At 62.3% G+C, this 22,458-nt stretch carries 31 protein-coding genes; 15 read left to right on the top strand and 16 right to left on the bottom strand.

All coding sequences use genetic code 11. The annotated features are described in order from the left end of the window. The first annotated feature begins 42 nt into the window (after positions 1–42). The 4 genes from aroQ to aat are packed head-to-tail and all read left to right on the top strand — an operon-like array spanning position 43 to position 2,949. Positions 43–477 carry a type II 3-dehydroquinate dehydratase gene (aroQ, locus tag EN850_RS04115; protein WP_127279916.1) on the top strand — a complete coding sequence of 145 codons (435 nt, stop codon included), beginning with the start codon at positions 43–45 and terminating at the stop codon, positions 475–477. Between the two features lie 26 nt (positions 478–503). Next, complete coding sequence (accB, locus tag EN850_RS04110) at positions 504–965, top strand: acetyl-CoA carboxylase biotin carboxyl carrier protein (RefSeq protein WP_127279917.1); 462 nt, start codon at positions 504–506, stop codon at positions 963–965. Between the two features lie 10 nt (positions 966–975). Continuing rightward, positions 976–2,319: an acetyl-CoA carboxylase biotin carboxylase subunit gene (accC, locus tag EN850_RS04105; RefSeq protein WP_127280307.1), complete on the top strand. Its 1,344-nt coding sequence runs from the start codon at positions 976–978 to the stop codon at positions 2,317–2,319. 12 nt (positions 2,320–2,331) lie between these two features. Further along, positions 2,332–2,949: a leucyl/phenylalanyl-tRNA--protein transferase gene (gene aat / locus EN850_RS04100; protein ID WP_135864227.1), complete on the top strand. Its 618-nt coding sequence runs from the start codon at positions 2,332–2,334 to the stop codon at positions 2,947–2,949. Between the two features lie 10 nt (positions 2,950–2,959). Here the strand turns inward: aat and EN850_RS04095 are convergent, their stop codons facing one another. From EN850_RS04095 to EN850_RS04085, 3 genes are all read right to left on the bottom strand, one after another. Continuing rightward, on the bottom strand, positions 2,960–3,343 hold the full coding sequence (locus tag EN850_RS04095; protein ID WP_127280303.1) for a hypothetical protein: 384 nt from the start codon (positions 3,341–3,343) through the stop codon (positions 2,960–2,962). 62 nt (positions 3,344–3,405) lie between these two features. Continuing rightward, positions 3,406–4,002 (bottom strand): DUF2155 domain-containing protein, encoded by a 597-nt coding sequence (locus EN850_RS04090; RefSeq protein ID WP_127280304.1) that lies wholly within the window; start codon positions 4,000–4,002, stop codon positions 3,406–3,408. A gap of 139 nt (positions 4,003–4,141) precedes the next feature. Continuing rightward, the gene (locus EN850_RS04085; protein WP_136090674.1) at positions 4,142–4,540 is read right to left on the bottom strand and encodes an NADH:ubiquinone oxidoreductase subunit NDUFA12; all 399 of its coding nucleotides are present in this window, start codon (positions 4,538–4,540) and stop codon (positions 4,142–4,144) included. Positions 4,541–4,783: 243 nt separating this feature from the next. On the opposite strand from EN850_RS04085, the gene panB reads away from it, so the two are divergent. Together panB and panC are read left to right on the top strand one after the other, a co-directional pair. Beyond that, positions 4,784–5,626, top strand: a complete 843-nt coding sequence (gene panB, locus EN850_RS04080) for a 3-methyl-2-oxobutanoate hydroxymethyltransferase (protein ID WP_127869413.1) — start codon at positions 4,784–4,786, stop codon at positions 5,624–5,626. Beyond that, positions 5,623–6,474, top strand: coding sequence for a pantoate--beta-alanine ligase (gene panC / locus EN850_RS04075; RefSeq protein WP_136090673.1), 852 nt, complete (start codon positions 5,623–5,625; stop codon positions 6,472–6,474). Before panB ends, panC begins: the two co-directional genes overlap by 4 nt. A 150-nt stretch (positions 6,475–6,624) precedes the next feature. On the opposite strand, the gene EN850_RS04070 is transcribed toward panC, so the two are convergent. The 3 genes from EN850_RS04070 to gatB form a co-directional block, all read right to left on the bottom strand. Continuing rightward, positions 6,625–7,323: an AIM24 family protein gene (locus EN850_RS04070; RefSeq protein WP_136090672.1), complete on the bottom strand. Its 699-nt coding sequence runs from the start codon at positions 7,321–7,323 to the stop codon at positions 6,625–6,627. A gap of 150 nt (positions 7,324–7,473) precedes the next feature. Further along, positions 7,474–7,968 (bottom strand): GNAT family N-acetyltransferase, encoded by a 495-nt coding sequence (locus EN850_RS04065; RefSeq protein WP_127869415.1) that lies wholly within the window; start codon positions 7,966–7,968, stop codon positions 7,474–7,476. Between the two features lie 4 nt (positions 7,969–7,972). Continuing rightward, the gene (gatB, locus tag EN850_RS04060) at positions 7,973–9,472 is read right to left on the bottom strand and encodes an Asp-tRNA(Asn)/Glu-tRNA(Gln) amidotransferase subunit GatB (protein ID WP_136090671.1); all 1,500 of its coding nucleotides are present in this window, start codon (positions 9,470–9,472) and stop codon (positions 7,973–7,975) included. 291 nt (positions 9,473–9,763) lie between these two features. Between gatB and EN850_RS04050 the strand changes: the two genes are divergently transcribed. Further along, complete coding sequence (locus EN850_RS04050) at positions 9,764–10,021, top strand: YjhX family toxin (RefSeq protein ID WP_127280952.1); 258 nt, start codon at positions 9,764–9,766, stop codon at positions 10,019–10,021. A gap of 46 nt (positions 10,022–10,067) precedes the next feature. Here the strand turns inward: EN850_RS04050 and EN850_RS04045 are convergent, their stop codons facing one another. Beyond that, on the bottom strand, positions 10,068–10,499 hold the full coding sequence (locus tag EN850_RS04045; RefSeq protein ID WP_127280953.1) for a CBS domain-containing protein: 432 nt from the start codon (positions 10,497–10,499) through the stop codon (positions 10,068–10,070). Between the two features lie 87 nt (positions 10,500–10,586). Next, positions 10,587–11,342: a rhomboid family intramembrane serine protease gene (locus EN850_RS04040; protein ID WP_136090670.1), complete on the bottom strand. Its 756-nt coding sequence runs from the start codon at positions 11,340–11,342 to the stop codon at positions 10,587–10,589. A gap of 435 nt (positions 11,343–11,777) precedes the next feature. Between EN850_RS04040 and EN850_RS04035 the strand changes: the two genes are divergently transcribed. The 3 genes from EN850_RS04035 to EN850_RS04025 all read left to right on the top strand — a co-directional run bounded on the left by EN850_RS04035 (position 11,778) and on the right by EN850_RS04025 (position 14,037). Continuing rightward, entirely contained in the window at positions 11,778–12,413 is a 636-nt protein-coding gene (locus EN850_RS04035) for a PAS domain-containing protein (RefSeq protein WP_127869418.1), read from the top strand. A gap of 114 nt (positions 12,414–12,527) precedes the next feature. After that, positions 12,528–13,145 carry a PilZ domain-containing protein gene (locus EN850_RS04030; RefSeq protein ID WP_127281204.1) on the top strand — a complete coding sequence of 206 codons (618 nt, stop codon included), beginning with the start codon at positions 12,528–12,530 and terminating at the stop codon, positions 13,143–13,145. A 283-nt stretch (positions 13,146–13,428) separates the two neighbouring features. Continuing rightward, a complete protein-coding gene (locus EN850_RS04025) occupies positions 13,429–14,037 on the top strand; it encodes a transglutaminase-like cysteine peptidase (RefSeq protein ID WP_135928786.1) in 609 nt (202 codons plus the stop codon). A gap of 160 nt (positions 14,038–14,197) precedes the next feature. Here the strand turns inward: EN850_RS04025 and EN850_RS04020 are convergent, their stop codons facing one another. Continuing rightward, positions 14,198–14,824 (bottom strand): DUF2726 domain-containing protein, encoded by a 627-nt coding sequence (locus EN850_RS04020; protein ID WP_245520697.1) that lies wholly within the window; start codon positions 14,822–14,824, stop codon positions 14,198–14,200. A 215-nt stretch (positions 14,825–15,039) separates the two neighbouring features. On the opposite strand from EN850_RS04020, the gene EN850_RS04015 reads away from it, so the two are divergent. Further along, positions 15,040–15,600: an ankyrin repeat domain-containing protein gene (locus EN850_RS04015; RefSeq protein ID WP_135928788.1), complete on the top strand. Its 561-nt coding sequence runs from the start codon at positions 15,040–15,042 to the stop codon at positions 15,598–15,600. 43 nt (positions 15,601–15,643) lie between these two features. On the opposite strand, the gene EN850_RS04010 is transcribed toward EN850_RS04015, so the two are convergent. Then, positions 15,644–16,171 (bottom strand): gamma carbonic anhydrase family protein, encoded by a 528-nt coding sequence (locus EN850_RS04010; protein ID WP_135928789.1) that lies wholly within the window; start codon positions 16,169–16,171, stop codon positions 15,644–15,646. Positions 16,172–16,190: 19 nt separating this feature from the next. Then, on the bottom strand, positions 16,191–16,526 hold the full coding sequence (locus EN850_RS04005; RefSeq protein ID WP_135928790.1) for a hypothetical protein: 336 nt from the start codon (positions 16,524–16,526) through the stop codon (positions 16,191–16,193). 114 nt (positions 16,527–16,640) lie between these two features. Between EN850_RS04005 and EN850_RS04000 the strand changes: the two genes are divergently transcribed. After that, entirely contained in the window at positions 16,641–17,372 is a 732-nt protein-coding gene (locus tag EN850_RS04000) for a hypothetical protein (protein ID WP_127869423.1), read from the top strand. 54 nt (positions 17,373–17,426) lie between these two features. On the opposite strand, the gene EN850_RS03995 is transcribed toward EN850_RS04000, so the two are convergent. Together EN850_RS03995 and cysE are read right to left on the bottom strand one after the other, a co-directional pair. Then, the gene (locus tag EN850_RS03995) at positions 17,427–17,630 is read right to left on the bottom strand and encodes a DUF3126 family protein (RefSeq protein WP_006200852.1); all 204 of its coding nucleotides are present in this window, start codon (positions 17,628–17,630) and stop codon (positions 17,427–17,429) included. A gap of 145 nt (positions 17,631–17,775) precedes the next feature. Continuing rightward, complete coding sequence (gene cysE, locus EN850_RS03990; RefSeq protein WP_127280041.1) at positions 17,776–18,624, bottom strand: serine O-acetyltransferase; 849 nt, start codon at positions 18,622–18,624, stop codon at positions 17,776–17,778. Between the two features lie 134 nt (positions 18,625–18,758). Here cysE and EN850_RS03985 point away from each other — a divergent pair, with 134 nt between their 5' ends. Continuing rightward, a complete protein-coding gene (locus EN850_RS03985) occupies positions 18,759–19,355 on the top strand; it encodes a hypothetical protein (protein WP_136090669.1) in 597 nt (198 codons plus the stop codon). Positions 19,356–19,398: 43 nt separating this feature from the next. On the opposite strand, the gene EN850_RS03980 is transcribed toward EN850_RS03985, so the two are convergent. The 3 genes from EN850_RS03980 to EN850_RS03970 are packed head-to-tail and all read right to left on the bottom strand — an operon-like array spanning position 19,399 to position 21,367. Continuing rightward, positions 19,399–20,166: an alpha/beta hydrolase gene (locus tag EN850_RS03980; RefSeq protein ID WP_135864210.1), complete on the bottom strand. Its 768-nt coding sequence runs from the start codon at positions 20,164–20,166 to the stop codon at positions 19,399–19,401. A 17-nt stretch (positions 20,167–20,183) separates the two neighbouring features. Further along, positions 20,184–20,747 (bottom strand): DUF192 domain-containing protein, encoded by a 564-nt coding sequence (locus tag EN850_RS03975; protein WP_135864208.1) that lies wholly within the window; start codon positions 20,745–20,747, stop codon positions 20,184–20,186. A 23-nt stretch (positions 20,748–20,770) separates the two neighbouring features. After that, positions 20,771–21,367, bottom strand: coding sequence for a cold-shock protein (locus tag EN850_RS03970; protein ID WP_127869719.1), 597 nt, complete (start codon positions 21,365–21,367; stop codon positions 20,771–20,773). Between the two features lie 217 nt (positions 21,368–21,584). On the opposite strand from EN850_RS03970, the gene gloA reads away from it, so the two are divergent. Next, on the top strand, positions 21,585–22,025 hold the full coding sequence (gene gloA / locus EN850_RS03965) for a lactoylglutathione lyase (RefSeq protein ID WP_127280045.1): 441 nt from the start codon (positions 21,585–21,587) through the stop codon (positions 22,023–22,025). A 132-nt stretch (positions 22,026–22,157) separates the two neighbouring features. Then, positions 22,158–22,451 carry a DUF2218 domain-containing protein gene (locus tag EN850_RS03960; protein ID WP_135918660.1) on the top strand — a complete coding sequence of 98 codons (294 nt, stop codon included), beginning with the start codon at positions 22,158–22,160 and terminating at the stop codon, positions 22,449–22,451. Positions 22,452–22,458 lie beyond the last annotated feature (7 nt).

Genomic DNA, 22,458 nt, shown 5'->3' with positions numbered 1-22,458 from the left:
AGCGCGCCGGCTTGACGTCGGCGCCGGAAAAGGTCGACTTTTTTGAAAACGGTTTTCGTCCTGAACGGTCCCAATCTCAACGCGCTCGGCAAGCGCGAGCCGGGCATCTATGGCGGCAAGACGCTCGCGGCCATCGCCGACGACTGCAAGCAGGCAGGCAAAGCGCTCGGGATCGAGATCGATTTCCGCCAGTCGAACCATGAAGGCGATCTTGTCGACTGGATCCAGGAAGCCGGCGACAAGGCCGCCGGCATCGTCATCAATCCAGGCGCCTACAGCCATACCTCGATTGCCATCCACGACGCCATCCGCTCGATCGCGCCGCTGCCGGTCGCCGAAGTTCACCTTTCCAACATCCACGCGCGGGAACCGTTCCGCCACGTCTCGATGGTCGCGCCGGTCGCGGTCGGCATGATCTGTGGCTTTGGGCCGCTCGGCTACACGCTGGCGCTGCAAGCGCTGGCCGCACGCCTATGACCGGCCAACAAACAGAAGGCTCGAAAATGTCGATAAAGAAGACCGGTGTTGACCAGCAACTGATCCGCGATCTGGCGGGCATACTGAACGACACCAACCTGACCGAGATCGAGGTTGAACTCGGCGACCTGAAGGTACGGGTGTCACGGCAGGCGCCCACCGTCCATGCGATCGCCGCACCGCAACCGGCCTACGCGCCGGCAGCGGCATCCCAATCTGCCGCCGTGGCTGCCCCGGCCGCGGTCGACGTGTCCAAGAACGCCGTCCCTTCGCCCATGGTCGGTACTGCCTACCTGGCGCCGTCGCCGGACGCCAAGCCGTTCATCGAGGTCGGCCAGAAGGTCAAGGAAGGACAGACGCTCTTGATCATCGAGGCGATGAAGACGATGAACCAGATTCCCTCGCCGCGCGCCGGCACGGTGACGGCGATCCTGTTCGAGGACGCGACGCCGGTCGAATACGGCATGCCGCTTGTCGTGATCGAGTAGAGCGAGCCGGATGTTCCAGAAGATCCTCATCGCCAATCGCGGCGAAATCGCACTTCGGGTGCTGCGCGCCTGCAAGGAACTCGGCATCCAGACGGTGGTGGTGCATTCGACCGCCGATGCCGACGCCATGCATGTGCGGCTGGCCGACGAAAGCGTGTGCATCGGTCCGCCGCCGTCGCGCGACAGCTATCTCAACATCCACCAGATCGTCGCGGCCTGCGAGATCACCGGCGCCGACGCTGTGCATCCGGGCTACGGTTTCCTGTCGGAGAACGCCAAGTTCGCCGACATCCTGGCGGCGCACAACATCACCTTCATCGGTCCGTCCGGCGACCATATCCGCGTCATGGGCGACAAGATCGAGGCCAAGCGCACCGCAAAGCGCCTTGGCATTCCGGTGGTGCCCGGCTCCGACGGTGCGGTGACCGAGGAAAAGGAAGCCAGGCGGATCGCCGCCGAGATCGGCTATCCCGTCATCATCAAGGCGTCGGCCGGCGGCGGCGGACGCGGCATGAAAGTGGCGCATACCGAGGCGGACCTCGAAATCGCCCTGCAGACGGCGCGCTCGGAGGCCGGCGCGGCCTTTGGCGACGACGCGGTCTACATCGAGAAATACCTGGAGAAGCCGCGCCACATCGAGGTGCAGGTGTTTGGCGACGGCTTCGGCGGCGGCGTGCACTTTGGCGAGCGCGACTGCTCGCTGCAGCGGCGCCACCAGAAAGTCTGGGAAGAGGCCAATTCGCCGGCGCTCAACGCCGAGGAACGGTCGCGCATCGGCGGCATCTGCGCCAAGGCGATTGCCGATCTCGGCTATTCGGGCGCCGGAACGATCGAGTTCCTGTACGAGAACGGCGAGTTCTATTTCATCGAGATGAACACGCGTCTCCAGGTCGAGCATCCGGTGACGGAAGCGATCACCGGCATCGATCTGGTCCACGAGCAGATCCGCGTCGCTTCCGGCGGCGGCCTTTCGGTCAAGCAGGAAGACATCAAGTTCAACGGCCACGCCATCGAATGCCGCATCAATGCCGAGGATCCGCGCACCTTCACCCCCTCGCCCGGCACGATCACCCATTTTCATACGCCCGGCGGCCTCGGAATCCGCGTCGATTCCGGTGTCTACTCCGGCTACAAGATCCCGCCCTACTATGACAGCCTGATCGGCAAGCTGATCGTGCATGGGCGCAACCGAGTCGAATGCATGATGCGGCTGCGCCGGGCGCTCGACGAATTCGTCGTCGACGGCATCAAGACGACGTTGCCGCTGTTTCGCGATCTCGTCGGCAATGCCGACATCGCCAACGGCGACTACGACATCCATTGGCTGGAAAAATATCTGGCCAAGGGCGAATAGCGCGGGGACGCGATGACCCGTCCATACGCGCCAGGCTATCGCATCCCCACCGACCTTCTGCTCAAGGCATACGCCTCGGGCGTGTTCCCGATGGCCGAAAGTGCTGGTGACCCGGAAGTGTTCTGGGTGCGCCCGGAAAAGCGCGGCATCATTCCGCTCGAGGGCTTTCACACGCCCAAAAGCCTGCAGAAGACGATCCGCAGGCACCCGTTCGACATCCGTTTCGACTTCGACTTCGAGGCGACGATCGACGGCTGCGCCGAAAAGCGCGAGGAGCGCCGCTCGACCTGGATCAACGCGCCGATCCGCGAAGCCTATGTGCAACTGCACCGGATGGGACACTGCCATTCGGTCGAGGCATGGCGGGGGGGGCGTCTGGTCGGCGGGCTCTATGGGGTCTCGCTCGGGCGGGTGTTTTTCGGGGAAAGCATGTTTTCCAAAGAGACGGACGCGTCGAAGATCTGTCTCGTGCATCTCGTCGAGCGCCTGAAGGCTCGCGGCTTCGCGCTCCTCGATACGCAGTTCACCACCGAGCACCTCAAGCGCTTTGGCGCTGTCGACGTGCCGCGCGGCAAGTATGAAAAGATGCTGGCCGACGCGCTCAAGGGTGAAGCGATCTTCTTTCCGTAGGGATCAAGCCCTACTTGGGCGCAGCCTCGATCGGCGTCTGCGCATGGAACATCATCTTCCAACCGTTGACGCGGTGGACATAGCCGGTGCTGACCAGTGCGGCGTAGGGTTCGCCATTCTCGCGCGTCGCATGCGCCTCGTAGGTCAGCATGACGATGTCGCTGCCCGGCTCGATTATGCCCTTGAGCTCGATGTCGAGATCGCGCCAGCGGTTGGGCTTGGTCGCGGTCTCGGCCAGATCGGCATTATCCATCGCCTTGGCCATCCGCGGAAACGCCACCAGGCATTCGGTGTCCGCGTTGGCGGCGTAGTAGGCACTGTCACCCGTCCAGAACCCCTTTTCGAGTTCCAACAACTCGGCCTTGTTGGCCATGATCCGCTTGCTGTCCGACATAGCATATCCTCCGGGCACGTCTTGGTGCTCCAACGCGCGCCCGCCATGGCGGTTCCAAGAGATCAGTTGGCGGTGGTCGTGTCCGGTTCCGCGGCGTCGTCCGGCTGTGCCGCGTCCGGAGTGACCGGGGGCTTGGGCCTGGCCGAGGCGGGCTTGGTCGCGGCCGGCTTCGAGGCGTCGGCTTTCGCTCCGTCGGCCTTGCCAGCATCAGGCGCCGGTACATCCGACTTCTGCTTGCATTCCTTCAGCCAGACGTCATAGACGGCGTGCTCGACGGCATTGAGGCCAGGGCTTTCGGCAAACATCCAGCCGGTGAAGATGCGGCGGATCTTGCGGTCGAGCGTGATCTCGTCGACCTCGACGAAGGAATCGGTCTTCGGCTCCTCGTTCTCCGGCCGGGAATAGCAGACGCGTGGCGTCACCTGCAGGGCGCCGAACTGCACCGTCTCGTCGATATAGACATCGAAGGTGATGATGCGGCCGGTGATCTTGTCGATACCGGCGAACTCGGCGACCGGGTTGGCAATGCGATCCGATCCCGCTGCCGCTGGCGGCGCCGGGGCGGCAGGTGTGGGTGAAGCCGCAAAGGCGACGGTGCTGACGGCGAGGCTGGCGGCTAGCGTCAGACCGCCTGTCGATATCAGGTTGAAAAAGCTCATGCAGGGGTACCGGTGGTTCGCGCCCAGGTGATTCCATCGATCGCCAAGGCTAGTCGCCGTTTTCTGATCAGCAAGCAGCTAAACACCAATTGTGGCGATAAAGGACCGGCCTGCACCTTACGGTTACAAACCCGCGCCGTTACGACCCCGGCGTCCAGGCGTCGTAGTCGCCGGTGACCTGCGGGCGATGTTGGTTGGTCAGCACCGAGCCCTTCGGGCGATAGGCCGCGGGCGTGCCGGTCAGATTGGGCAGGTGCGGCTTTTGCCAGTCGCGCGGCCGGTAGTCGTCGCTGGGGGGAACGACATCGACACGATGGTGAATCCAGCCGTGCCAGCCCGGCGGAATGGCCGACGCTTCCGAATAGTTGCGGTAGATGACCCAACGGCGCGTACGGCCTTCCGAATCGATACCGCCTTCATAGTAGACATTGCCGGCCTCGTCCTGGCCGACCCTCTTGCCGTACCGCCAGGTGTGCAGGCGCGTTCCCAGCGTCTGGCTGTTCCACCAGGTGAAAAACTGCGTCAGGAAAGTCTTCATCTCAGAACCCTCGCGCTGGTGGCGCCCGTTTCCTGCTTATGGCGTCAGGCCCTCGGGAAGGCAAGGGTTTTGCCGCGGGAGCGCGCAAATGGCGCGCCAGGGACCCGACACAAGCCTGTGATCCCTGGGCCTGTGATCCCTGGGGTGGCCGGATGCACGCTTGCCAAGCCTTGCCGCTCTTTCTAAAGCTCTGCGCGCCCAGGCGGAAATCCTCTCCGCCTCGGGGACTAAAGGAGGCGACGATTGGCCACGCAATTGCCGACCACCGACATTCGCATCGGTGCCGACCTGATTCGCCGCCGCAAGGGCGGCACGCCGATCGTCTGCCTCACCGCCTACACGTACCCGATCGCCCGCCTGCTCGATCCCCATGTCGACCTGCTCCTGGTCGGCGACAGCGTCGCCATGGTCCTGCATGGCCATGAGACGACGCTGGGCGCCTCGCTGGAGATGATGATCGCGCACGGCCAAGCCGTGATGCGGGGCTCGGCCAGGGCCTGCGTCGTCGTCGACATGCCGGCCGGCACCTATGAGGATTCAGCCGCGCAAGCCGTGGCCTCGGCGCGGCGCATCGTTGGCGAGACCGGTTGCCAGGCGGTGAAACTCGAGGGAGGCGTCGACATGGCCGCTCAGATCGCGGCGATCGTGGCCGCCGGTATCCCGGTCATGGGCCATATCGGCCTGCAGCCGCAATCGGTCGAGAAAGACGGCGGCTACAAGATCAAGGGCCGGACGGACGAGAATGTTGCCGCCCTGATCGCCGACGCGCTCGCGGTCGAGAAGGCCGGTGCGTTTTCCCTGGTCATTGAAGGAACGATCGAGACGGTCGCCGCGGACATCACCGGCCGCATCGCCATTCCAACCATCGGCATCGGCGCCAGCAGCGAGTGCGACGGCCAGATCCTGGTCATCGACGACATGGTCGGGCTGACCGTCGACCGGGTGCCTAAATTCGTCAAGCAATACGCCGATCTGCGCAGCGTGATCGCGCATGCCGCCGAGCGCTACGCATCGGAGGTACGGGACCGCGAATTCCCCGGCCGTGCCCATGTCTTTTCAAAAACAAATGGCGGGGATGAAGCATGAGCCGGCCCGACGTCGTCGACAGCGTTGCCGAGCTTCGCGCACGCATCCGCGACTGGCGGCGCGATGGGCAGCGCATCGCCTTGGTGCCAACCATGGGCGCATTGCATGACGGGCATCTTTCGCTGATCAAGATCGCCCTCGAAAGAGCCGATCGATGCGTGGTGTCGATCTTCGTCAATCCGACGCAGTTCGCGCCGAGCGAGGATCTCGACAAATACCCGCGCCAGTTGGCCCGCGACCTCTATATGCTGACGATGGCCAAGGCCGATCTCGCCTTCACGCCTGATGTCAACGAGATGTATCCCCCCGGTTTTGCGACGAAAATCTCGGTCGGCGGCCCGTCAGCCGGGCTCGAAACGGACTTTCGACCCACCTTTTTCGATGGCGTCGCCACAGTGGTGGCCAAGCTTCTCCTGCAGGCCGTACCCGACTTCGCCATCTTTGGCGAAAAGGATTATCAGCAGCTTTGCGTCGTCAAGCAGCTTTGCCGCGACCTCGACCTGCCCGTCGAGATCATCGGCGCACCGACCATTCGCGACGCGCATGGCCTCGCCATGTCGTCACGCAACGCCTATCTCGATGAAGCCGAACTCCAGACCGCCCGCCAGTTCAACCTTATCCTGCGCAAGGCGGCAACGGCGCTGGCGGCGGGCGCAGGTCAGGAAGAAACGATCGCCGAAGCAAGCCGAGCCCTGATCGTCGCCGGCTTCCAGAAAGTCGATTATGTCGAAGCCCGCGAAAGCCTGACCCTTGCGCCATGGCGGCACGACCGAATGGGCCGCGTCCTCGCCGCCGCCTGGCTGGGAAAAACCAGGCTGATCGACAATGTGGACGTTTCCACCGCCTGATCGGCTGCACTCTCGATTGCTGTTTGCAGTCTCAACGCTGCCAGCGCGAAGCACACAGCGGGAACTCGAATTGCTGATACGCGAACTGTCGCCACCGCTGCGGTCGCGCTGATCCTGGCCTTCACCCGTCCCGCTTGCGGCTTTCCCAGCCTACTCCTCGGTCGGCATATGCAGGTACATTGACTGGATGCCGACCCTGCCCGGACCCGTGAAGCGGTTGACGATGAAATTCATGTTGGCGCCGAAGAAGCCGCTCGACAGCCGGTCGATCTTGGTTTCCATCCTGACCGAGGCATCCTTGAACAGCCAGCCGCCGGGTTCGATGTCGATGGTTTCGCCCGGAGCGAGCGTCTTTTCAAAAACGTTGCCGTAACCGTGCAGCCAGACGATGCCGTCCCCGCTATCGCCGCGAAACCGGTCGATGAAGAAGCCGCTTTGGCCGAACAGCATCGTCGCCAGGCCGCGTACACGCTCGAACGTGTAGTCGACATTGCCTGTGGCGGCGAGGAACTGGTGCTCGCGCACCTGGATCTCCTCGCCTTGCCGCAGGTGAATCGGCACGATGTGACCCGGTCCGTCGCGGCTGAAGGCGATGATGCCCGCTCCCGACGCCTCGGTGACGAAGATCTGCATGCCGGCCATCATGCGCTTCAGCGCACCCTTCAGCGATTTCAGGCCGATGGTGATCGTGGAATTCTTCCACAGCAGGATGTGGTGCTCGAAATAGACAGGCATCCGCGTCACGTCGACGGAAAGCACAGGCACCAGTTCGCCCGCTATGTGATAGGTGACGCCGCCAAAGGTTTCGTCCGACACCTCGGTCGGCATCAGTTCCGGCAGGCTTGGCATGGTTCCCCCCAAGCCGTCCCGCGCGCGTCGGTTTATTCCGGCTTCGAGCGGGTCGGCCTAAGCACCTTTGGTGGCGGACATCAGGGCCGTCAAACGAAAACGGAGCCCGGGACGGGCACTCGCGCGAAGGTGATCACGCCGCCACGGTGGTCAGGCAGCAAGTACCCGTTCATAGATCAACGCCGGGATGGCCGAACCGGCGGAGCCGCAATTGTCGGTGCGGCCGGCCTGGACGAAGCCATTGGCCCGATAGAAGGCTACGGCGCGGGTGTTCTTCTCTTCCACTTCGAGCCGAATCCCATGGGCTTCCGGAAAACTCTCGATGATTTCGTCGAGCAGCATGCCGCCGATACCTCGGCCCTGCAGCGCAGGAAGCACATAGAGCTGCCTGAGCATAACCACGCCGCCGTCGCCGACGGCTTCGGCAAACGCCATACCGCCAATGCGCTTGCCGTCATCGGCAACGAGGAACTCACTGCTCGGCTTGACCAGCCTGGCCTTCAACGAAGCGATGGAGTGCCATTCATTGGTGATCTCGGTGACCCGTTCGGCACCGTAGATCGCGTCATAGCTGGCATGCCAAGTCTCGACCAGCAACGCCCGGACGGCTGCGAGGTCGCGATCCCCGGCGGTGCGGACGAACATGCCTTTACTCGATACCCAGCTTGGCCTTGACGAGATCGTTGACGGCCTGCGGATTGGCCTTGCCGCCGGTCGCCTTCATCACCTGGCCGACGAACCAGCCGGCCATGGTCGGCTTGGCGCGTGCCTGCTCGACCTTGTCGGGATTGGCCGCGATCACGTCGTCGACCGCCTTCTCGATGGCGCCGGTGTCGGTGACCTGCTTCATGCCACGGCTTTCGACCAGTTGGCGAGGATCACCACCCTCGCTCCAGACGATCTCGAACAGGTCCTTGGCGATCTTGCCGGAGATGGTGCCTTCCTTGATCAGGTCGATGACCGCACCGAGTTGGTCGGGCGAAACCGGAGCGGATTCAATGTCCTTGCCGGCTTTGTTGAGAGCGCCCAGCAGATCGTTGATGACCCAGTTCGCGGCGAGCTTGCCGTCGCGCCCGGCCGCTACCTTCTCGAAATAATCGGCGATCGGCTTTTCCGACACCAGGATCGCTGCGTCGTAGGTCGAGAGGCCGAGCGAGGAGATCAGCCGCGCCTTCTTGTCGTCGGGCAGTTCCGGCAATGCCTTGGCCAGGGCGTCGACATAGGCCTGGTCGAATTCCAGCGGCAGAAGATCGGGATCGGGGAAGTAGCGGTAGTCGTGCGCCTCTTCCTTGGAGCGCATCGAGCGCGTCTCGCCCTTGACGGCATCGAACAGCCGCGTTTCCTGATCGATCTTGCCGCCGTCCTCGAGGATAGCGATCTGCCGGCGCGCCTCGTAGTCAATGGCCTGGCCGATGAAGCGGATCGAATTCATGTTCTTGATTTCGCAGCGGGTGCCGAATTCGCCCCCTGGCCGGCGCACCGAGACGTTGACGTCGGCACGCAGCGAGCCTTCGTCCATGTTGCCGTCGCAGGTGCCGAGATAGCGCATGATGGTGCGCAGCTTGGTCACATAGGCCTTGGCCTCGTCGCCGGAGCGCAGGTCGGGTTTCGACACGATCTCCATCAGCGCCACGCCGGAGCGGTTGAGGTCGACATAGGACATGGTCGGGTGCTGGTCGTGAATCGACTTGCCGGCATCCTGCTCCAGGTGCAGGCGCTCGATGCCAACCTCGATGTCCTCGAACTCGCCCTTGCGGTCGGGACCGACCGAGACGATGACCGTGCCCTCGCCGACGATCGGCTGTTTGAACTGCGAGATCTGGTAGCCCTGCGGCAGGTCCGGATAGAAATAGTTCTTCCGGTCGAAGACCGACTTGTGGTTGATCGCCGCCTTCAGCCCCAGGCCGGTGCGGATCGCCTGCTTGACGCATTCCTCGTTGATGACGGGCAGCATGCCGGGCATTGCCGCATCGACTAGGCTGACATTGGCATTGGGCGCAGCCCCGAATGCGGTCGAGGCGCCGGAGAAGAGCTTTGCCTCCGAGATGACCTGAGCGTGAACCTCAAGGCCGATAATGATCTCCCAGTCGCCGGTGGCACCTGATATCAGGCGTTTTGCGTCGGGTGTACGGGTATCGATGATGCTCATGGCCTGCCGTCAAATTCCGGATGATTGCCGAATGCGCTGCACATTCAGCAGGTACAAATCGTACCCGCTTCGCTAGTGCAAACCGCCAGAAGAGACAAGCGCAAAGCCTCGGTCTGGCCTTCCCAGCCATTTTTGCCTATAGGACGCTCATCCCAATGGAGAGTGGATGTCCACTTACGCTCAGTCCCGGTAAGGCCCTGACCTCTCGATGAGGCAGGGCAGAAAACCTGAAACCCCGTGCCGCGAAGCTTCGCGGCGGCGGCATTTTTCGTTTTCCCGGAAACTCTTCACATGGATATTTCGCGTACTGAACAGCGCATCCTGCACCTGCTCGCACAGGGCGGACGCATTGAAATCGAAAAGAACGACAAGAAAAGGATCGCTTCCGTCAAATGCCTGACCCGCGACGGCTGGCATTATCCTGACGTCGATCTCGACCTGTTTCGAAAATTGAAACGCAAGAAGGCGGTTTCGTCGTCGGGCGGCGGGCCCTACCGCATCACAAGGCGCGGGCTCGCACTCGTCCGCTCTGAACTCGACAACAGGTAGTCCTGGTGCCGCCGGCCGGCATTCGGTCGGCGGCAGCCGTCACCGCTCAGGCGGTGGCGATGTAGGCCCGGATTTCCTCTGCCTCGCGCTCGACGTCCTCGATGCGGCGCTTGACCACGTCACCGATGGACACGATGCCATCCAGCAGGCCGTCCTTTTCCACCGGCAGATGGCGGAAGCGGCCCCGGGTCATGATCTCCATCACCTCGTTGACGGTGTGGTTCTCATTGCAGATCTTCACCTTCGGCGTCATGGCCGAGCGCACCGCGATGTCGAGCGCGGCGGCTCCTTCCTTGGCGATCACCCGCACGATGTCGCGCTCGGAGAGGATGCCGACGATCTTGCGATCGCCATTGGTGATGACCAGTGCGCCGATCTTGTGTTCTGTCAGGATGCGAATGGCTTCGCTGAGTTTTTCGTTGGGCCCGAGCGTCAGCACGTCATGGCCCTTGCTCTCGAGAATTGCCTTAACCGTCATGGCGTCCTCCTCTACTTTGCCAACCGGTTCCTGACCTGACCGGTTTTCGCATAAGAGTGAACATCGTGCGCCGTGATGGGTTGCATTTCAAGTGTGGTCGGGCGCTTCCCATTCAGGCGCTTGCCATCCCCTGTCGAACCAGCGCAGGCCGAAGAAGCCCGCGACAAAGCCGCCTATATGGGCCTCCCAGGCGATCTGGCCGTCCACGCCCGGCGCGAAACCGAGAAGGCCGGTGGCGAGATTGATGATCATCCACATGGCCAGGAAAATGACGACGCCGCGCGAGCGCAACACGATCGCGACCGGCAGCACCGGGCCGGCGAAAGCAGCCTTGCCGGCCGAGCGGTCGGTGTGGAAGCCAAAGCGCGCCGCGGCCCCCGTCATGCCCGATATGGCGCCCGATGCGCCGACCAGCGGCGCTTCTCCGTATGGATGCATGGCCCAGAAGAGCGCCACCGAAGCCAGTCCGGTGGCGGCAAAGAACAATGCGAACCGGAGCGCGCCGAGACGATTGGCCAGCGGCGAGCCAAAGGCGGCGAGCCAGACCATATTGATGGCGATATGGGCAAAGCCGCCATGCATGAAAGCGTAAGTGAAAGGCCGGGTGAAAGAGAACCAGTCGAAGCCGTATTGGCCGGTATAGAGGACCGGAATGAACGCCCCGTCATAGAGCAGCGTCATTTGCTGGGCGTCGTTCAGCACATATTGCTGCAGCAGATAGACGATCGCGCAGATGCCGATCACCGCCAGCACGATCGGCGGCAGGTTGAACACCGGCTCACGCGCCGGCGGCGGCATGGCTTCGGCCGGTTCGGGCTGGGACGGATTTTGCGGTTCATTCATCTGCAATCGCACTCGATGCTGGTTCAGTCCGGGGCCGGTTCGGTCTGGGGCTGGTTCGGTCTGGCCAGCATCTAGATCACCGCCGATGGAACCGCAAATGGCGAATCGTCCCGCTCCGAATCACAGGTGCGAATCAAAAAAGAAGCCGTCCAAGGTTTCCCTTGAACGGCCGGTCGAGCCCCCTGCTCCCCTAAAACTCTTGACTGAAGTGCTGCCGATCGTCGCGAAACGACCGCTTCTGGAGTGGTTTTGGTGTGCCACGCGGCTCGCCAGGCCGCAACGTAAACCACTTGTTAACCTTAACGGCCCCGACCCGTGAACAAGTGTTAACGACGCTGGCACGCTTCCTGCTCCGGAACGCATGTAGGTCATCGGAGGGCGCCCTTCTGTTCACCGATGGGACATCAGACGACAGAATGCGCGGAGCTTTTTAGTATGAACCAAAACGGATCGATCACGCTGTTCCACTATTGGAACCGCCTGCGTGACGGACGCCCCGCTCCGAAGCGATCGGAAGTCGAGCCGGCCGACATCAAGTCGCTGCTGGCCGATACGTTCATCCTGGAAAGGGACACGCGTGGTCAGCCCGTGTTTCGTCTGGCCGGCACCAGGCTCTGCGCCTGCTACGGCCGCGAACTCAAGGGGTTTTCCTTCCCGTCGCTGTGGCGCGAAAAGGATCAGCGGCTGGTTTCGCGGCTGATCCACGGGGTTTTCGACCAGAAATCGGTCGTGCTGATCATTTTCGAGGGCTTCAGCCGCAACGGCCGCTCCAACAAGTTCGAATTGCTCGCCCTGCCGCTCGATGGCGGCATTGAAAATCCGCGCTGCCTCGGCGTGATCAGCGCCGCGGAGAAGCCGTTCTGGCTAGGCGCGGATCCGATCACGGACGCCTTAATCGATTCAATACGCGTCATCGACCCGGAGAAAGAGCTGCTGAACAACCGTCCGGCGATCGACGTTCCCTCGCTCGTTCCCGACGAGATCGGGGCGCCCGACACGATCTCGGCGCTCGGCCGGGCGCGCCGCATCCGCCACCTCGTCGTCTTCGACGGCGGGCGCGAAGATAGTTGATGATCACACAGTCCCGCGGGCCTGTTTTTCCCCTTTGTTAACCCGCTTTGTTGTACTTCTCTGATGAAGTCCCTCGCATTAAGGCGCGGGATGCCAAACGGGGTGTAGGCAGTCATGAGGTCAGCGGCGGTCGACTATGCGCCGTCCCAAGCTGAAAGGCGTAACTTTCAGCGCGTCCGGGTCAAGATATACGGACGTTTCATGCTGGAGGACCGCACCGAGCACCCCTGCCAGGTCGTGGACATGTCGCCTGGCAACGTCGCGCTTCGCACCGACCGCATCGGCATGCCCGGCGAGAAAGTCATCGCCTATATCGATCATATCGGTCGCATCGAAGGTGTCTTGACGCGCACGTTGCCGGACGGCTTCGCAATGACGGTGATTGCGTCCGACCGCAAGAAGGACAAGCTCGCGGCGCAATTGACATGGCTCGCCAACAAGCACGAGCTCGACCTGCCGGAAGACCGCCGACACGAGCGCGTCTCGCCACGCAACCCGACCAGCGTGCTGCAGCTCACCGACGGCCGTCAGTATCAGTGCCGGATCATCGATCTGTCGTTGTCCGGCGCCGCGATCGAGATCGAGGTCAAACCGGCGATCGGCGTCCAGGTCATGCTCGGCACGATGCGCGGCCAGATCGTTCGGCATTTCGAAGATGGCGTCGCCATCGAATTCGCCGTCATCCAGCGCCCCGAAACGCTCGATTCGGAATTCAACACGCCGCGCGCCTGATCAGGCCGCAAAGCACGCCCGTCAAGCCGGCCCTCACGGCCGGCTTTTTGATTCCGGGGTGCGACGATCGATACGTCCTCGGGCGACAGGTCGCCATAGTCAGGAATGGTCCGCGCGCGGCCGAATTCGCCGAAAACCAATCCCGCAATCCGAACAATTCAATACTCAAATGATTCAAATTTTATGTTTATTCTACGGGCGTTTTACTTAAAATCTACTTCGCGCTTTTGCGTCAAATAAATCCACATGTGGCAATGTCTCCTTCGAACGGGGAGACTGAATAATGAAAAGAACGAGGGGCAAGCTGTTGCTGGTGGCAATGGCGATGCAGCTTTCCGCCTGGGGATCAGCATATGCCGCGGGACCGGCCTACATGCATACCGGCGGACGCACCACGCAGCCTGTTGGCCACTATGAATTCTGCCAACGCATCCCGGGCGAATGCAACGAAAAGACCCCCAAGGGAGAACCGGTCGACCTGACCCGCAAGCTCTGGGCGTCGATCGTCAGCATCAACAATTCGGTCAACACCCGCGTCAAGCCGCGCACCGACATGGAAAACTACGGTGTCGAGGAATACTGGGCCTACCCGGACAGTGGCTATGGCGATTGCGAGGACTACGCGCTGGAAAAGCGGCGCGAGCTGATGAATGTGGGCGTGCCCGCCGGCGACCTTTTGATGACGGTTGCACGCCAGCCGAACGGCGACGGCCATGCGGTGCTGACCGTGCGCACCAGCCTCGGCGAGTTCATCCTCGACAATCTGGAAACCAAGGTGCTGTCCTGGACGGACACCGACTACACCTATCTGAAGCGTCAATCGACGGAAAACTCCGGCGTTTGGGTGACGATCAACGACGGCCGTTCCGATGCGGTCGCCAGCGTCCGCTGAGGACGCCAACAAGGTCAGGCGCGTTGCACGGCTGCGACGCGCTCAACGAGAAACCCGGTCGAGTCCCCACCCTCCCCGTCCCCAACGACCGGGTCAAAGGAGCCGGCCCCGTCCCCGGGCCGGCTCCGCCATTTCTGGGATCAAGGAAGCTGCAAGACAGCTATTGGGCCGATGCGGGCCTTTCCACCAGCTTCTCGACTAGCCGCCTGAGTTCGGAAGGCGTCGTATGGCCGCCGACGATCTCATGATAGCTAATGCCAGCTCGACGCAGGGCCTCCTTTTTCACCGCATCACGCGCGGCGGCTGAACCCTGATGGTGCGCATGGCCCTGGTATTCGAGCGCATGTCGAGGCTGACAGTTCTCGTCTACGAGAAGGAGGTCCACCCGTTTCGAATTGATGCAACTGTAGGCGTCGGCATCCGCGCTGCGCAGAATTTCGCCCAATGACACTTGCGCCATCACCTGCCATCCAGGATTGCAAGCGATGACCATACGGTCAAGCGCCTTGAAGACGCGAGCCTCGCTTTTGTTGAGGAGCGCCTGGACCGTGAAGGTCGCCCCCATAACAATCCGCAACTGATCCGCGGGATCGGTTGGTTTCGGCGGCGGGGAAACAGGCTTCGGTTCGGCCCACAGGCCGCCAAGGATGTCGCCTCCACTGCGCTCTCTCGCCCAGCGCAAGCGGTTCCTTTCTCTCAATGCCTGCCTCCGCTTCCTCGATAGGAAACGCTCCAACCCCATCCCAGCGAGGACACCCGCCAAAAGAATGCCAAATAGCAAAAACATTTGCTGCACCTGCTCACTAAGCTCTCGTGGCATGCAGAAAGGCACCTCTTTGGCACCAGATAGACACTATAACAGTAATGAGGTGCGCGGCCAGCAATGCCGATGGGCTCAGTGCTGTAGTCTAAATTTCAATCAGATTGTCCACTGCTCCCGCTTCCGACGCAATGGCGATCGGCGCAGTATAGACCGGTTAGTTTGCGCTCTGGATCACGGCGATGTTGGAAATCCCGGAAGATCGATGCGAGCTTCCTCGGCTGTTCAAGGCCATCGACGATGCCTTCAAGGCCGGTGACTTCAATGCTCTTGGCAAGGCCTTGGGCAACTCGCCCCGCTGGTTCGACGAGCGCATGCCGTTCGAACTGGGGCTCGGGCATCCGCTGGAGTATGCGATCTACTGGAGCCCGGTCGGCTTCATCTCGACTTTGCTCGATGCCGGCACGGATCCGAACTACCGGGATCATGGCGGGTTTCCGGCACTGATCGCGGCGTTGTCCACCGAGCGGGCCGACAGGACGGACATCATGCAGGTGCTGCTCGACGGCGGCGCCGATCCCAACATGCGGGGCGTCAACGACTGGACGCCGCTTCACTATGCGGTGGCCATCCGCAGCGTCGAGGCGATCCGCCTGCTTCTCGCCGCCGGCGCGGACCCGACGCTCGAAACCCGTATCGATGACTACACGACGGCCCTTGAGGAGGCCGACAAAGCCGGCTTTGAAGCCGGAGCTTCGTTGCTGCGCGATGCGACGGCCAAGCGACGCTCCAAGGGACGATGAGTTGCAGCGACGAACCGGGCGACACCCATCGCCAAAGCCGGCTTCAGACCTTTTTCAGCCCCGCCTTGAAGCGCCCGGCGTTGGCGACGTAGTGCGCGGCGGAGCCACGCAGCCGCTCGACCGCCGCGTCGTCCAGCACCCTGATCGCCTTTGCCGGTGAACCGACGATCAGCGAATTGTCCGGGAATTCCTTGCCTTCGGTGATCAGGGCGCCGGCGCCGACCAGTGAATTCTTGCCGATCCTGGCGCCGTTCAGCACGATGGCGCCCATGCCGATCAGGCTGTTGTCACCAATCGTGCAGCCATGCAGCATGGCGCGATGGCCGATGGTGCATCCTTCGCCGATGGTCAGCGGAAAGCCGGGATCGGTGTGCATAACCGTGTGTTCCTGCACATTGGTGCCGGCGCCGATGACGATGGGCTCGTTGTCGCCCCTGATGACGACGCCGAACCAGAAGCCGGCATTGCGGCCGATCCTGACGTCGCCAATCAGCGTGGCGTCGGGCGCGATCCAGTTCGAATCCGCATCGGCGAAGCTGGGCTCGGTTCCATCGATCGCATAAAGCGGCATTGTCGGTCTCCGAATCGTCTCAGGCTGGAAACCCTAGGAGACGGACCGCCCAGGAAGCAATGGCGAGCACGACGTTGCCCAGGGCCAGCGACCAGGCAATAGCGGTGCAGCCACATGACAGGAGCGCCACTGTCGAAATGCGGTCCTGGCGCCGCGCATCGAGGGCTTCGTTGACCAGCATGAACGGCCCGGCACCGGCAGTGACAGCCAGCGAGCGCAGCACATGCGAGGGCGACACATAAGGCTCAGCGAAGGCGACCTTGCGACCCGATACCAGTTCCATTGTCGAGCCCGTCAGGCCGCAAACCGTCAGCCCGACGACAAAAGCGAACAGCAGGAGTTCCATCTGGGCCATATTAACCCTCCATTTACCATGAAATCGCACAGTCGTTTCAGGAAGGCTGCAAGAGCCGTGCCGTGCGATGTGTGCCGCCGCGGGGCACCCGGATGGTGATGGACGAGGACCGAGATGAAGCAGGCAGCGATCGCCGACGGCCCAGAACTCACCGTGGTCGATTCCAAGCTGATGAAGCGGGTGTTCTACGCGTTCGCGGCTCTGGCCTTGCTGTCGATAGCCATCAGCCTTGGCGGTAAATGGTTCGGCCGTTCCATTGCCATGGCCGGATACACCGACGACGCGACCGTGCGCGAGGTGGTGATCGGCCACAACATCATCACCGTGCCGGCCAATTTCATCAGGTTCGAGCCAGCCCGGCGCGACGGCATCGCCTCGCGCCTCGACCTCTATCTGCGCTATCCCCAGATGGACGGCTACAGCGAGGCGTCGCGCGATGATTTCAATCACGCCGGAGCCAACAGGAACATCATCTTCCTGTCCTTCGAGCAGCAGATGATGTCGCGCGACATGAGTGGCCGGTTCGCGCCAATCTACAGCGCGTTGATCGTCCAGCCCGGCATTCCAGGGCTTGGCGGCACGACGGTCTATGGGTTCAATGAAAAATCAGGCTACATGAACGAGGTGCTGGTCGTCGGCAAGCGCGCGGGCAAGGACCCCTTCGTGGCCCGCTGCCTCAGCGGTCCTAGCGCCAGCGAATCGCTGGCTCCCTGCGAGCGGGACATCCATGTCGGGGATGATCTCAGCCTTACCTACCGCTTCCCAAGGGAATTCCTCGGCGACTGGCAGACGCTGGACGCGGCGATCACGGCCGAGGCAGGGCTGCTCCTCAAGGCCAGACATTGAACGGCTGAAAGCGGGCCGGCCGCGCTCGACGCGGCCTGCCGTGGCATTGCGGGCTCAGGCCAGGTCGATGTCCAGGATCGCCATCGAGAAATTATAGTCGCCGTCGTCCTCGTCCTTGAAGACGATGCCGAGGAATTCGTCGCCGACATAGACCTCGGCCGAATCTTCCTTGCGTGGCCTTGCCTTGACCTCAAGCTTGGGGTTCTGGAAGACGCGCTTGAAATAGGCGTCCAGCTTTCTGATTTCGTCCGGCTTCAACAGTCTTCTCCGATCATCGGGCTTGCTCGTTTGAACGGCGCTTCTGGCACGTCGACAATGGCGATGTAAAGGCAAGCCGGTCTTATTGCACCGGAAGCGGCAATGCCGCCGGGCAAATCGCAATCATGCGGGCACTGCCAGCAAATCAGATATCGAAACTGATCACGTGATCCATCTTCTGCGACGGCAGAAGCTGGTCCATCTGGCGCGAAGGCTGGTCGCAGCCGGTCTCACCGACCACGCGGGCCGGCACGCCGGCGACCGTCTTGTTGTGCGGCACAGGCGACAGCACCACCGATCCGGCGGCAATCTTGGAGCAATGGCCGATTTCGATGTTACCGAGAATCTTGGCGCCGGCGCCAATCAGCACGCCGTAGCGGATCTTGGGATGGCGGTCGCCGCCGGCCTTGCCAGTACCGCCCAGCGTCACGCCATGCAGGATCGACACGTCGTCCTCGATGACCGCAGTCTCGCCGACGACGAGGCCGGTGGCGTGATCGATAAAGATGCCCTTGCCGATGCGCGCGGCCGGATTGATATCGGTCTGGAAGACAGCGGACGAACGGCTCTGCAGGTAGAGCGCGAAATCCTTGCGCCCGTGGTTCCACAGCCAATGCGCCAGCCGATGGGTCTGGATGGCGTGAAAGCCCTTGAAGTAGAGCACCGGCATGATGAACCGGTCGCAAGCCGGGTCGCGGTCATAATAGGCCTGGATGTCGACGCGCACCGTGGTTGGCCAGTCCTTGTCGTCGGCAAGCATCGACTTGAAGGTCTGGCGGATGAGATCGGAGCCGATATCCTGATGGGCAAGCCGCTCCGCGATCCTGTGAATGACCGCCTCTTCCAGGCTTTCCTGGTTGAGGATCGTCGAATAGAGGAACGCGGCCAGCAGCGGGTCGCGGTTGACCGCTTCCATCGCTTCGTCGCGGATCGAACGCCAGATCGGATCGACCGGCTGCAACGCGCCGTGGCGGGAAATGCTGATGCTGTTCATCGACGTCTTATCCTGCGTCCTGCTAGTCTGCCTGCTTGTCCGGCCGCACATATAAGCCAGATCATAGCACGATTGAACTCAATTTTCCTTAGTGCTGTGTCAAATGGATTTGGTTCGCAGGAATTCAAGCAGCCATGGAAAACGAACCCTTGATCGACGACGCCCTGAAAACCGAGCTTTCTGTCCTCTACCATGCCGCCGGCCGCCATTACCACAACCTCGCCCATATCGAAGCGATGCTAACGCTGGCCGGCGACTATCGAACGCTTCTGGACGACCCCGAAGCCGTCGAAGCGGCGATCTGGTTCCACGACGTCATCTACGACAGCAGAGCCAAGGACAATGAGGCGCAAAGTGCCGCGCTTGCGGAGCAAAAGCTCGCCGGCCGCACCGATGCCGGGCGCCTGAGCCGCGTCAGCGCGATGATCCTCGCCACCGCCACGCACCAGTTGCCGCTGTTCGACGACGCAGCGGCGACGCGCGACGCCAGCCTGTTCCTCGATATGGACCTGTCGATCCTGGGCGCTGACGCAGTTGCGTTCGATGCCTATGAATTGGCGGTTCGCCGTGAATATGGCTGGGTTGAAGAGCCGATGTGGCGTGCTGGCCGCGGCGCGGTGCTTAAGACCTTCCTTGCCCGACCGCATATCTTCCACACGCAGGAGTTCCAGCAGCGCTTCGAGCCGCAGGCAAGGCTGAACATGGCGCGTTCGCTGCAGGCCTTGACCTAGCTTAGTTTCGGAATCCGAGGCGCTCGTCCCAGGAACCGGCGCCTCAAAGCGGATTTTCGGCGTAGAACTCCAGCACCCGCTGCTTGAAGGTCTTGTCCCCGACGGCCAGCATATGGTCGCGGCTCTCGATGTAGAAGGCCCTGGCGTTGGGCATCAGCGCCGCGAGCTCGTCCGGCGATCCACCAATGTCGTCGATGGTACCGACCGCGATCAGCGTCGGCTGTGCGATGCGGGCGATGTCGTCCTCACCAAGCAATTCCCGCGACGTGGCGATGCAGGCGGCAAGCGCCTGGCGGTCGCTGCGGGTCTGGTCGGCGAAGGCGCGAAAAGCGCGGCCGCGCGGATGGGTGGTCGCGGACGGATCCTCGGCAAGAAGGGCGGCGGCGATCGGATCCCAATCGCCGACCCCATCGATCATGCCGATGCCCAGGCCGCCAAAGACCAGCGTCGCCACCTTGTCCGGATCGGACAGCGCCAGGAAGGCCGCGATGCGCGCGCCCATCGAATAGCCCATGACATGGGCCCGCTCGATACCGAGATGATCGAGCAGGGCTGCCGCGTCCGAAGCCATTTTCGCGGGCGTATAATCGGCCTCGTCGTAACTCTTGGATGACGCGCCGTGGCCGCGATTGTCGAAGGCGATGGCGCGATAACCGGCATCGTTGAGCGTCTTGAACCAGCCGGGCGACACCCAGTTGACATAGTGGCTCGAAGCAAAGCCATGAATCATCAGCACCGGATCGCCCGCGCCCGAGGCCGGCTGGCGGTCGAGGAAGGCAAGATCGAACCCGTCATGGGAAAAAAACTGCATGGGAGGTGATCCCCGGCTCAGTCGGAGTCGACGTTCGGAGAATCGCCCTTGTCGGCGGGCGGCATGCCAGGACCCGATGCCGTGCCGATTGCCGGATGGCGCAGCAGATCGCCGTCCGCGATGCCGTCCCTGGCGGCAGTGCCGGCCTTGAGTTCGAGCACGAAGCGGACCGGCTCGCCCGGCGACACGATCGCCTCGGATTGCGGCTCACCCTGCTTGATCGCGCGGATCCTGCCGTCCTGGCCGACAAAGATCAGATCGAGCGCCATCGGCGTGTTCTTCATCCAGAAACTGACGTCGCGCGTCTCGTCGAAGACGAACAGCATGCCATGATTGGCGGCCATGTCCTCGCGAAACATCAGGCCGGCTTCCCGCTCGGCCTCGGTATCGGCGACTTCGATCGAGAAGGAGCGTTTGCCATTCTTGGTCACGGCAACCAGCGGCGCGGGATCAACTGGAAGGATCATCGCCCGGCCATCGGCCGCGCTGGGTACCTGGAAATAGAAGAATGCGGCGGCGGCGACCATGACGGCAGCCACGGCGCACATCACGCCCGCCGTCAGCCCGTTCCTGTGTGTCATATGAAATCCTCGGCCGGTTCGCCCTAGTGCGAGACCGGCAAGGTGCCCATATCGGGGTGAATTTCGGCGGCCATAAGGCCTTTGTCACCGCGGCCGAAACGGACAAGCACGACCTGCCCCGGCCGAAGCTCGGTGATGCCGTAGCGCCGCAAGGTCTCCATATGGACGAAAATGTCCTCGGTCCCCTCGCCGCGCGTCAGGAAGCCAAACCCCTTGGTGCGGTTGAACCATTTGACCAAAGCGCGTTCGAGCCCGCTCTCCGGCGTCACCGCGACATGGGTGCGCTGTTCCTGCATTTCCGCGGGATGGACGGCGGTGGTGACATCCATGGAAAGCACACGGAAGGCCTGCAGCCCGCGCTCGCCTTGCTTCACAAGACAGACCACGCGTGCGCCTTCCAAGGCTGTCTGGAAGCCGTCCCGTCGAAGACATGTCACGTGGAGGAGGATATCGCCCGAAACACCGTCATCGGGAAGGATGAAGCCATAGCCCTTGGCCACATCGAACCACTTGATGGCGCCGGCGATTTCGGCCAAGTCGGCGGCGTCGCCGCCTTCGTCGCGCGTCAAGGCGTCGCCAAGGGTATTGGCCCGCCCGGTCAAAGAGGCCTTTTCCCCCATAAGAATGCCCCCTTTATTCAAGAACACCGCAACTGATTCTTGATACCAGATTAACACCGCGGCTTCCGGTGTGTGCAAGAGCTGACGTGCCTTTTTTCACGGTTCATTGCGGGAATACCGGATTTGTTCTTTGCCGGCGCCGCCTGACGCCGGACGATTGCCCTTTGACCGGGCCGACCCTATGTTGCGCCGCAACCCAACAGATCGAGGAAAACACATGCGCTATCTGCACACCATGGTCCGCGTCGCCGATGTCGATGCTTCGCTCGATTTCTACTGCAACAAGCTCGGGCTGAAGGAAGTTCGCCGCTATGAAAACGAGCAGGGCCGCTTCACGCTGATCTTCCTGGCCGCATCCGAGGACGAGCAGAGCGGCATCGCCGACAAGGCGCCGCTGGTCGAACTCACCTACAACTGGGATCCTGAAGACTACAAGGGCGGGCGCAATTTCGGCCACCTTGCCTACGAGGTAGACGACATCTACGCCACCTGCCAGCGACTGATGGACAATGGCGTCACCATCAACCGGCCGCCGCGCGACGGCAACATGGCCTTTATCAGGTCGCCGGACGGCATCTCCATCGAGCTTCTGCAGAAAGGCCCCGCCAAGGCCAAGGCAGAACCGTGGGCGTCGATGGCGAACACCGGAAGCTGGTAATCGATCACCCTTTTGGAGTGACCGGCGGCCACTCCGTGATGTTTCGCTTGGTGGTGCCTATCTATCCGGCTATGGCGCCTGCCGTGAAAAGCGGCGCTACGTCACGAGATTGAGCTTCGGAGAACCCCCTTCATGCCGACCAGCCATGCCAATGTCACCACGGCGCACGCGAGCCGCTATCTGCAGCAGTTGTGCAAACATTGGGCGCACAAGTTTCCCGTCGAGTTCGACCCCAACCACGGCGTCATCGACCTTTCACTCGGCCGCACGGTCATGGACGCCGACGGGGCAGCGCTGCACATCACGGTATCGACCAACGAAGCCGCTTCGATCGAGCGGCTCGAAAGCGTCGTTGCCGACCACATCAAGCGCTTTGCGTTCCGCGAAGAACTGGCCTTCGACTGGAAACGCGCCGAGGCGGCGTAGTTCGTTC

Origin of the sequence: Mesorhizobium sp. M8A.F.Ca.ET.207.01.1.1 (assembly GCF_004794715.1) — a bacterium.
Taxonomy (GTDB): domain Bacteria; phylum Pseudomonadota; class Alphaproteobacteria; order Rhizobiales; family Rhizobiaceae; genus Mesorhizobium.
Note: the sequence above shows the minus strand (reverse complement) of the source record. Positions and strands in the feature narration are given on the sequence as shown.